Raw genomic sequence first — 10,564 nt, 5'->3', positions numbered from 1 at the left:
CATCGGCAATCGATTGAATGCTTTTATCACCGCGTTGCAATACTTTACTCAGGGCTTGCTGTTTAAATTCTTCACTATAACGGGTTTGCATTTTGTACCTCTATAAAATTTTAGAGGCGACAACTATCCTGACACTGAGGGCATCCCTGTTGCAGAAGCCTTTTCAATCAACCACCTACACCCACTAAAATTGGAGGGGATGAGCAGATACCTTTAAGGATAGATTGATTTATTCGTTACTGTGAAAGTGCGGTGTGTAGGATGTGCTGAGATAAGAAGCGCATCAATCGCGAACTTAAAACTGTGTATTTCAAAAAAATGGTATTACTGTGCAAAACTCGTAGAATGCAAGGATGACGAAAAGGGCCTTGACTCAGGGAGTCATGAGGGAAAAACGATAGGTTTTAGATTGTCTGCTCACCCCTCCCGTTTTATTGGGTGTAAGCGATTGATTTGATTCAATCACCTACACCCTCAATTCCGAGCCTGCGAGTAGTTACGTTTTAGGATCTTGATAAAGGGAGAATCTTCCAAATGAATTCAGCTTCACTCTGGACCCGGTTCAAATGTGCTTTAACGTTCCTCATCCTGATGGTAATACCTTTTCCCATTACCAGTCTAACCGGATTTTTCGTGGTTATTTTTAGACCCGTTTGGTTTAAAAAACTCGTTGATAGTATTTATATGGATAAGAACCACTGATATCCGTATATTGCCAAACTGCAAGACTCACTTGACCTCGCCGACTGTTATGGCTGTGCAATCTGAAACGTCTGATCGCGATAATTCAGAACCAGGCTTTTTGGCAGAATCTCTTTAATAGCCACCTCATCTTTGGTCAGCTGGCCTGCTTTATATTTGACCATGTTGATGATGACAAAACGCTCAGCCGGATCTCTTGCATAGACAAAAACATTGATCGCCATTTTTGGGACCGATTGCCGAAAGTCATTAGGCAAGTCCGATAAATAGGGAATTTTATTCGCTGAATGAGGCACTGGCTCCTGATTTTGTTCCGCTGCCAAAGCGATAGCTGTCATATCCGGGACCGGCTCAATAACTTCATCAAAGCTCCGATTATCCACGACAGAAGCCGGTTTGTCGGCATCTTCAACGGGCTCCTTTATCTTAACCGGGACCGGTTTAGGTGGAACGGGTAAAACGGGCTTTAACGGATTAGTCTTAGGTTTGCTGGTTGATATCTGTTCAGTTGCTGGAACCGGCTTTGGGAGCGGCTGATTTTCCCTGATTTTTAGCGGTTCAATCGACTTGGTTTCTAGTTTGTCTTTAGATTCGCTATCGGCCAAAACGACAGAGGGTACGACAAGCGCAGCATCAATCCTTGGCGGCTCGGGTAAATTTTGAACATACCAGATGATCCCTGCGATAGCCGCTACATTACCCAAAATCGCTAAAGCGATCCAGCCAATGACTGCCGTCTTGCGCTCGGGCGGCTGCATCAGAATTCTGTTGGTCACCGACTCAGGCTGCTTGGACTGGCGTTCCTGCTCTGATTTTCGTAAGGCATTAAGAATGTAAGACATGGTATTAATCGGCAATTATTAAACGAGGCGAGTTTGGTGAACTTGTCAGGTTGTCGAGATAAAAAAGCGTTCGGGTACCGGCAATACCGTCCTCAGTTAAATGATGCTGCAACTGAAAAGCTTTGACCCGTTTTAGTAAGCCGCTATCAAAAAAACGCGGATCACTTACCTGTTCATCAACCCCATCATTAGCTGTCAATTGCCGGCGTAACCAGAACACATCATCGGACGTTTGACCCGGGTAAATCGCCTGGACATTAGGGAAAGGCGAATGCCAGATGATCAGATAACGGCCGTTCCAGTAACGCAGTACATCGGCAACAGGAAAACTCACTTCCCGGCCGTGCTGAAAGATCGCCTGCCTCTGTTTTATCCCGGTCATCAGAAGATAACGTTTGGACTGATCTGTTGAGGTGAATTCCAGAATGACTGGCCGTCTCATTGATATCAGATCTTTCCAGGTAGCCGATCCACTGACACAAATAAAACCCTGCTTCTGCACCGAAGTACAATCCGCCCTGCCGGAAACAGGAGGCGATTGCCCCCAGACTCTCAATGCATTTTCAATTCCCGCGCTCAATGTCAAATCAGGATTAGCTAGCCAGTCATCGAACTTTTCTGCCGCTTTGGCAGGCTGAATAGCTACGACGGCTATGGGGGGGGGTGTTTCGACCGGTGGTGTATTTTTGGCAGCAGCCATAACTACCGAAGGCTCCGATAATTGCTTTACCGGCTCGATGGTTGATGCCAGTCTTACCAAATGATCCATATCTTTGTAATAAAACAGGCCAAATGCAACGCAACTCAACAGTAACAGTGTTAACAGCAATATCTTTCGCGAACGCGAACCAAGGAACGGTGCCAATGTTTCACGCGCAGCGGCATCAATAATACTGGGAGTGATGACGCGTGCATTATGGGCATAAGCGCCCAGCAGAGCGCGGTCGCAGAGGATATTGATAATTCTGGGAATGCCTGACGAGTATTGATAGACTTTTTTGATCGCAGTGGCTTTAAAAAGCTCGGTATCGCCATTGCAGACATAAAGACGATGCCGGATGTATTCGCGGGTTTCGGCAAGTGATAACGGCAGCAAATGGTAACGAGCGGTAATCCGCTGATTGAGCTGGCGCAATTCCTGTTTTCTAAGCAACCATTGCAACTCGGGCTGACCCACCAGAATAATTTGTAATAATTTGCTCTTGCTGGTTTCAAGGTTAGTCAGCAAACGAATCTGTTCCAGCACTTCCATACTCAAATTTTGAGCTTCATCGATCAGCAATACGGTTCGCCTGCCCTTGGCATGGGCTATCAGCAAATACTGATTTAACGCATCAACCAAATTTTTGAGTGAGGGCTGCGAAGTGTTGTAATCAATAGAGAGCTCGTCACAAATAGTAGCGAGCAATTCCAGCGCATTCATTTTAGGATTTAATATCATTGCGATATCAACATGCTTGGGCAAATCCTGCAACAAACAGTGGCATATGGTCGTTTTACCGGTACCCACCTCGCCGGTTAGCGCAACAAAGCCCCCGCCCTCGTTAATGCCATATAAAAGATGGGCCAAGCCCTCCTGATGCCGGGCGCTCATATACATGAAGTGCGGATCAGGGGCTATCGAAAACGGATTTTCGGAAAAATTAAAGTATTGTTTATACAATTTATGGGGCTGCCAGATAAGGAAATCACGACTATTTCTTATTCTAACTCTACTTTAAACAAAAACCGAGTTTCAGCTAGTCCGTTGACATTGCCGGAGCGGGGCATCCAGGCAATCCCAGCAGGGGTGACGCTATGAACAGAATTCATAAAGTCGATACTGTTTCGAATTTAGCTGAAGCTCGTAAGCAATCAGGCTGTAACATGTTGTATGTAACCCGCAATCTAACCAAGGCAAAAAAATGAGCATCAAATCCAGTTTATTAAAAATAGCGATAAAATTGACCCCGAACATACTGATCGTCTGGGTCTCGAATATCATTCTGAAGGGCATTGTGGAATTGACAGAGTTTAATTTTGATGTAGACGCACCCCGACTCTATGTTCAAATAAGGCTTTACGGTGAAGAACAAACGATTGAAGTTTGTGTGGAGGATTTTGCCGTATTTAATGATGGCGAATCCTATAGAGTGATCATTCATCATGCGACATCTGACCGTCCCTGGTTAAATAATTTATTATCCCGCATCATTGGCAAAGCCTGGAAAATCCCAGCCATACCCAAGCTGACTTCACAACTTGAAATTGTCGCCGAATTGTTCAAAGCCAAACCACCCGCGTTGGAAAGAATCGATTAAGATTATCCAGCTAATTCAATGAGATCCCTTCGCCCTGGCCTTGCTGGTTTGCATGTTTTTTGCGAAAAAAAACATTTAACGCCTTGGCCTTGAATGTTGGATTGGCTAACTCCTTAAATGTCCATCGCCATAAGCAACCCATTTGTAGGTCGTCAGCTCGTCGGGTCCGACCGGACCCCGGACATGCAGTTTATCGGTGCTGATGCCGACTACCGCCCCCAAACCATAATCACCGCCACCTGACAATCGTGTCGAGGCGTTAATCATGACGGAGGCTGAATCAACCTGCTCTTCAAATTGCCGTGCCAACGTCAGGCTTTGCGTCACAATCCCGTCGGTATGACCCGATCCATAGTGGTTGATATGCTCAATGGCTTCATCAATACCACCGACGATCTTGACCGAAAGGATTGGCGCCAGATATTCGCTATGCCAGTCATCTTCTGTTGCCGGTGAAATAGTGGGCAGTAGCTTTTGCGTCTGTTCACAGCCTCGCAGTTCAATGTTGTTTGAATCCAATGCGGCATGAATAAGCGGCAACAGATGTGCGGCGCAGTGATGATCGACTAACAAAGTTTCCACCGCGTTACAGACCTGAACGCTTTGGCATTTTGAATTAACCACGATGGCGACGGCCTGTTCCGGGTTCGCATCGGCTGCGATATAAAGGTGACAAATGCCATCGTAATGTTTAATAACTGGAATTCGGGTGCCTTCGGCAATGCGCTTGATCAGTCCTTTTCCGCCGCGAGGAATGAGCACATCAATATAGTCATCCATTTTGAGCAGTTCTCCCACCGCTTCGTGGCCGGGAATTCGGATGATCTGTATCGCATATTCGGGTAGACCTGCATTAACAGCACCTTCAATCATGGCATCGGTAAGCACTGTGTTGGTTAGCAGGGCTTCCGATCCACCGCGCAAGATGACGGCATTACCACTTTTTATACACACCCCTGCCGCATCGGTTGTGACATTCGGGCGCGACTCATAAATAATGCCGATGACACCTAGCGACACCGATTTTTTGTAGACCCGCAGCCCCGCAGGATTGGTATGCCCTGCCAGTATCCGATTGAGCGGGTCCGGCAGTTGTGCTACTTTTTTTAATCGGGACTGCATGTATTGAAAGGTTTTATCGTCTATCGTCAGACGCTTGATCATCGCATCCGATTGCCCTTCATCTTTGGCTTTGATGATTTCCTGGGCATTGATTTCCAGAACCTGATGCTTAACCGACTCAAGTGCGTCAGCCATTTTAGCCAGGGCAAGATTGCGTATTGACTCGGGGGTTGATGATAACTTGCGTGACGCAAGGCGGCTTTGCCTGGCAATGTCTTGAACAGTATGAGTACTCATATATTTAACGGTGGTCGCTTTTTGAGAGAATTAGGATTGACAGCATTGATGGACTGTCCGGATGAACAACGATAAAACTAAAGGGCTTAAGATCACCATTTTATGACAGATGGGAAACATCCAAAACCTAAGCCTATGCAAGACCCTTTTTAATAGTCAATTGAATAGGTGATTTTTCTTTAAGTTCCAACATTTTATAACTGAAATTTTTCGGTCAACCCACTAAACCGCTACGCGTTAATGAAGTCTGCGTGGAAAAACCAGAGATGATTCCCAGCATACCCACTGTTTTCCAATTGATCACTCACACCATCATTAGCCTTACAATGTTTACAGTGGGGCATCACGTGAGTCGTATAGGATGTATGGTACAATTGGCATCAACACCTCATAGTGACTAAGAATATGTTTTTAAAAGACTTCTACAATATCCAGGATGGCAATGTCATTATTGCCACTGAACAGGCCAGCATGTTCGCCAAAGAAGTGGCGCATGATTTCAACCCCTTACATGATGTCGATGCCAAACGTTTTTGCGTACCGGGCGATTTACTGTTTTCCCTGGTATTGGAAAAATATGGGCTTAGCCAAAATATGCACTTTGTCTTTTCCGGTATGGTCGGACACGGCCTGTTATTAAACTTTCCCGACACTGAAGCCGAGCGGTTTGAAGTGACTGATAGTCAAGGCAAACCCTATTTGCAAGTAGAACGGTCAGGAGAAATCAGTCAAGATTCAACTTTGATTGAAAGCTTTATTCGCGATTATGTGGCTTTCTCAGGACAAAATTTTCCTTATGTACTGGTTCCGTTATTAGCCAAGGAAAATATTACTTTTAACATTAACAGGCCGCTTGTGATATACGAAAGTATGACGCTTACGTTTGATCACCTTAATTTTAGCCAGGCCTCCGTTAAAATGTTGGATCCGAAAATAGAAGTCAACGGCAAACGCGCATCAGCTTTTTTACATTTTCAGATCAAAGCGGACGAAGAAGTAGTGGGTACGGGCTTTAAAAAACTAGCTATCAGCGTCACGAATGGTTTTGAAGCAGATTCAATGCAGGCATTTGTCAATGACTATTTGGCTAAGAAAAGCGCTTACCAAGAAAGTTTGACTGTGGCAGCCAATTAATCCCTAATTAAGGCGGTAAACGGCATGAAACCACTAGCTATCGTTATATAAGCGGCGTGCCATTTACGGTATCGAAATACGTTCGCCAAGTCATTAGCGGTTGATGAAGACAGCATAGCGGAGGTGGTGACTTCGGGCCGAGCAAAGTGGGAGATCGAAAGTGAAAACAATAAGCCAAAGCTTAACTCCATTATGCAGGGTGTTTTAAACAGAACCATACACCAATTCAACACATTTCGTCGGCGTGACCAAGAGCGCTCCTATGATTTTCTTGACCAACAAGGTAGTTTGGAAAAGATGTAAAATCCAAGTAATTGCTTCAAATCAATAAACCACTCAATTTTTGCATTCCAGATTTTTTTTGTGACTCAAAAAATCCTGGTCAAGCTGTCAACATATTTTCCCAATTTCACTAATGAGTATTTTTTAGCCAGACTATTCTATGACTCAAATTGACCTATCTGATCACGATGCAATCGATAAATAGTTGCAAAGAATGCTAAGAAATACCCCTATTGGGACTATATCTTATTGATAAAAATCAGAATAATTGGGTGCCTTGCAGCAAGTACCTGACAGACAATCCATCAAGGATTATCAACATGCCGCCATTAGTCTGCTAGGTGGCGAGATTAATGAGTTATACGATATGAATCAAATTGAGCGAGTGAAATATACGAATTTGGATGCCTCACTGGAACGTTTTTTTGCTCGCATTGGTCTGTTTCAGTGGTTGTACATGCCGCGTTTAACAAACTAAACAACCACCAGCTAAAGCAGGTGGGTTAGATTACTCGGCACTTAATATCCTGATCTCCAAAGATTGGGCAGCTAATTCGGCTGGTAACCTGCAGTAAAACAGGACTATTGCTGCAAACCTAAAGCACTGCCTCCTCTTGATTGGAGGGCTTAAAATTTTGAAAGAGGGTTTTTAATAGCGGATTGGGAAAGTGACGTTCCGGGGTGATCGCATAAAAGCGTTCCTTGACTTCTGCGATCTGAACGCACTCGACTAAATGTCCGCTCAGCAATTCGTCACGCACCACCACGGGCGGCACCAATGTCAGTGTTCCGGATTCTCGCGCCAACAGTCTCAGCATGGCCATGTCGTCCACTTCGGCAACAATTTTGGGCCTAACACCGGCCTGCTTGAGCAAAAAATCGAAAGCAGTCCGAATTTCGCTTTCCATGCTGGGCACCAATAATTCGGCATGGTGCAAATCCTCCGGAAAACGCAAATTGGCTGGTGCCGTTCTTGCCTGGCAGACCAGGCTGGCAATTTGCTCATCCAACAAATGACATTGCCAATTTCGATCCAGGGCATCGGGTGCCGGACGATTGGACAAGATCAGATCCAAAGTGTGTTCCTGCATTTGCTGCATTAAGGTTTTAAGACTGCCGGAATGCAATACCAGCTCAATATCGTCCATAGCCAGCAACGGTTTAATTAAATCCAACTGAAAATTGCGTGATAAGGTGGATACTGCGCCGACACGTAATAAACACCGGCTACCCTCTCCTCGGCGTTGCATGACACTCGATAGTTCATCACCGGCGCGGAAAATGGCGTGAGCATAATCCAAAGCAACATGACCGGCTTCGGTCAAAATCAACTGTCGTCCTTCCCGTTCAAACAAATTTTGCCCGAAGCTTTCTTCGAGTTTGCGCAGTTGAATACTCAGCGCAGATTGCGAGATATGAAGTTTTTCTGCGGCACGGGTCAAGTTGTTTTCATTGGCAATAACCCAGAAATAACGCAAGTGGTGATAGTTTAAGTTGGCCATGATCGTTCAAGTTCGCAGATGCAAGCGGTGGTAACAGGATTAGGGCAATCGATATATAAAATATAACGATATTGCAGAAAATATCTATTAGATTAAAGCACTCCTTACGGATAGTCTATTGGGAAGTCATCAAACCTCATTATTTTTCATAACGCCCATGCCTAAAACACTTGTCTATACCGATCTTCGTGCAGGTTTTTTTGTATCTCTCATTGCTTTGCCTTTGTGCCTGGGTATCGCCATGGCCTCGGGATTTCCTCCGATGAGCGGCCTGATTACCGCAATCATTGGCGGACTCTTGGTGTCTCGGGTGAGTGGTACCCAACTCACGATTAACGGTCCTGCGGCCGGTTTAATCGTGGTGGTGTTGGATTCCGTACTTACCTTGGGTGCGGGCAATACTGCCGCCGGTGTTACCTATACGCTGGCGGCCATTGTGATATCGGGCTTGATCCAAATTGCCCTGGGCGTATTACGCGCCGGCAAACTCAGTGCCTTTTTTCCTTCATCGGTGGTACACGGGATGCTGGCGGCCATCGGCATTATCATTCTGGTTAAACAAAGTTATGTGTTGCTGGGAGTTCCTGCGGAGACGGGTTCTATTCTGCAACAAGCGATGGCCATACCGAAGGCAATAAGCCATCTGAATGTCCCTATTGCCATGATTGGCTTGACCGGGTTGGCCGTCATGATAATTTGGCCTCGTCTTCCTTTTAAATTAAGTCGAACGTTACCGGCACCGCTTTGGGTTTTGTGTTCCGGTTTGCTGTTGACGTTTTACTTTGATTTAGATCATGTGCACCGTTATCACTTTGTAGTGACTCAGTTTTTGACGCAGAGTGAATTTTTAATCGGGCCTGATTTTTTGTTGAATCTTCCAAACAATCCGCTGGATGCGCTGTATTTTCCCGATTTTGCCCTGATCGGCACGGCTAAATTTTGGTTCTGCGTCTTTAACATCACCCTGATCGGCAGTTTGGAAACATTACTGAGTGCCGCAGCGGTAGACAAGTTAGACCCCAAGCATCGTTGTTCCGATTTGAACCGTGATTTGATGGCCATTGGCCTGGGCAATACGCTCTGTGGGCTAGTCGGCGGCTTGCCGATGATTGCGGAAATTGTCCGTAGCTCGGCGAATATCAGTTATGGCGCACAAAGCGGCTGGGCGAACTTTTATCATGGCGTATTTCTGCTGCTGTTTATCAGCTTGGGTTCCGATTTGATCCAACAGATTCCGTTGGCTTCACTGGCCGCATTGTTGGTTTATACGGGTTTCAGACTCGCCTCGCCCATGGAGTTTGCGAAAACCTTAAGCATTGGTTTTGGTCATTTTCTAGTGTTTATCGTGACGCTGATCAGTATTTTACTGACCGATCTATTGCTGGGTGTATTGATCGGTATTGTCAGTGAACTGGCACTGCATGGGTTACGAGGTCTCAAACTGGCTCAGATATTTCAGGCCGCTTACCGTATTGAGGAACAAGAACCCGGGAATTTTCATGTACTGGTCCACGGCGCTGCCGTTTTTTCCAACTTTATTGCGCTAAAAAGCATGACCGGCACGTTACCCAAAGGCCAGCAGGTAATTTTTGACTTGAGTGAAGCCAATTTGATCGACAGCACGGTATTGGAATTCATCTATCACTTTCGAGCAGAGTATCGCAGAGCAGGCGGTACCTGCGAAATAGTCGGCTTACACCAGCACCATGCGGTCGCCAAGCATCCCTTGTCCGTCCGACGCGCACTGAGGGTCTAGCGTGCTGCTGGTCAAAGATATGACCTTTTTTACCGATGAATTGAGCCATCACAAACCTCATCTGTATACCGATTCGTGTCTGGCTCGCGCTGCACAAAAGCATTTGACTGAAATGACAGAGAACTCGAAAAAATCCAAAATTTGCTTGGGGAATATCTTTGGCTTAATGACTTCGACAGCAGCAAGTTCCCAATTTGACACCAAAGAAGTGTAAGGTGAGTTTGGCGAGGATGTCGATAGCAGGATCGCTATCGTCAAGCCCTCATGAATGGATTCACGGCGTGCCTCGCCAGACTTACCTTGTCCCTAATTAACGCTAAAAAGCTCAAACTGGGAATTACTGCTTCGACAAGTTAATGGGTGGCCCCAATGTTCGTAAGACATGCTGGTTAATTTAAATTGTAAAAATCACTGATAGATTGGTATGCATTAAAAACAAACCTCGAATCCAAGAATCATTAAGAAGCCGAAAACTTAATACATCTAAAATCAGAATAGGTGAAATCAGATGAACACATCTAAAAAGAGTTTATTTTTACTTGGGACGTAACTATTCAGACCCCCACTAAAAAACTGTATTTTTAAGCCACCAAGACTTATTCTGTGCGCCATGCAACTGAGCGATCATGATCTAAACCAACTGGATGAAGACAAGCTTCTTGACCTGCCGGAAGAGGATTTGCGTCG

General features: G+C 45.4%; 7 protein-coding genes and 1 pseudogene. 4 read left to right on the top strand and 4 right to left on the bottom strand.

The genetic code is table 11. The features are described from left to right. Positions 1–749 precede the first annotated feature (749 nt). Entirely contained in the window at positions 750–1,544 is a 795-nt protein-coding gene (locus Q7V32_RS17055) for a general secretion pathway protein GspB (protein WP_304898186.1), read from the bottom strand. Between the two features lie 4 nt (positions 1,545–1,548). Further along, a complete protein-coding gene (locus Q7V32_RS17050; RefSeq protein WP_304898185.1) occupies positions 1,549–3,207 on the bottom strand; it encodes an ExeA family protein in 1,659 nt (552 codons plus the stop codon). A gap of 241 nt (positions 3,208–3,448) precedes the next feature. On the opposite strand from Q7V32_RS17050, the gene Q7V32_RS17045 reads away from it, so the two are divergent. Beyond that, the gene (locus tag Q7V32_RS17045) at positions 3,449–3,844 is read left to right on the top strand and encodes a hypothetical protein (protein ID WP_304898184.1); all 396 of its coding nucleotides are present in this window, start codon (positions 3,449–3,451) and stop codon (positions 3,842–3,844) included. A gap of 105 nt (positions 3,845–3,949) precedes the next feature. On the opposite strand, the pseudogene Q7V32_RS17040 reads toward Q7V32_RS17045, so the two are convergent. Beyond that, positions 3,950–5,212, bottom strand: a pseudogene (locus Q7V32_RS17040) (glutamate-5-semialdehyde dehydrogenase); the annotation flags it as partial. Between the two features lie 396 nt (positions 5,213–5,608). On the opposite strand from Q7V32_RS17040, the gene Q7V32_RS17035 reads away from it, so the two are divergent. Together Q7V32_RS17035 and Q7V32_RS17030 are read left to right on the top strand one after the other, a co-directional pair. Continuing rightward, a complete protein-coding gene (locus Q7V32_RS17035; RefSeq protein WP_304898183.1) occupies positions 5,609–6,337 on the top strand; it encodes a DUF3581 domain-containing protein in 729 nt (242 codons plus the stop codon). Between the two features lie 559 nt (positions 6,338–6,896). After that, positions 6,897–7,097 (top strand): hypothetical protein, encoded by a 201-nt coding sequence (locus Q7V32_RS17030; RefSeq protein ID WP_304898182.1) that lies wholly within the window; start codon positions 6,897–6,899, stop codon positions 7,095–7,097. A 118-nt stretch (positions 7,098–7,215) separates the two neighbouring features. Here the strand turns inward: Q7V32_RS17030 and Q7V32_RS17025 are convergent, their stop codons facing one another. Next, positions 7,216–8,121: a LysR family transcriptional regulator gene (locus tag Q7V32_RS17025; RefSeq protein ID WP_304898181.1), complete on the bottom strand. Its 906-nt coding sequence runs from the start codon at positions 8,119–8,121 to the stop codon at positions 7,216–7,218. A 157-nt stretch (positions 8,122–8,278) separates the two neighbouring features. Here Q7V32_RS17025 and Q7V32_RS17020 point away from each other — a divergent pair, with 157 nt between their 5' ends. Next, positions 8,279–9,877 (top strand): SulP family inorganic anion transporter, encoded by a 1,599-nt coding sequence (locus tag Q7V32_RS17020; protein WP_304898180.1) that lies wholly within the window; start codon positions 8,279–8,281, stop codon positions 9,875–9,877. The last annotated feature ends 687 nt before the right edge of the window (positions 9,878–10,564 follow it).

It is taken from the genome of Methylicorpusculum sp., from assembly GCF_030651835.1.
Taxonomy (GTDB): Bacteria; Pseudomonadota; Gammaproteobacteria; order Methylococcales; family Methylomonadaceae; genus Methylicorpusculum.
Note: the sequence above shows the minus strand (reverse complement) of the source record. Positions and strands in the feature narration are given on the sequence as shown.

Bases quoted from the DNA above. Each gene is read 5' to 3' on its own strand.
- Q7V32_RS17055 (WP_304898186.1), bottom strand. From the start codon at position 1,544: ATGTCTTACATTCTTAATGCCTTACGAAAATCAGAGCAGGAACGCCAG.
- Q7V32_RS17045 (WP_304898184.1), top strand. From the start codon at position 3,449: ATGAGCATCAAATCCAGTTTATTAAAAATAGCGATAAAATTGACCCCG.
- Q7V32_RS17035 (WP_304898183.1), top strand. From the start codon at position 5,609: ATGTTTTTAAAAGACTTCTACAATATCCAGGATGGCAATGTCATTATT.
- Q7V32_RS17025 (WP_304898181.1), bottom strand. From the start codon at position 8,121: ATGGCCAACTTAAACTATCACCACTTGCGTTATTTCTGGGTTATTGCC.
- Q7V32_RS17020 (WP_304898180.1), top strand. From the start codon at position 8,279: ATGCCTAAAACACTTGTCTATACCGATCTTCGTGCAGGTTTTTTTGTA.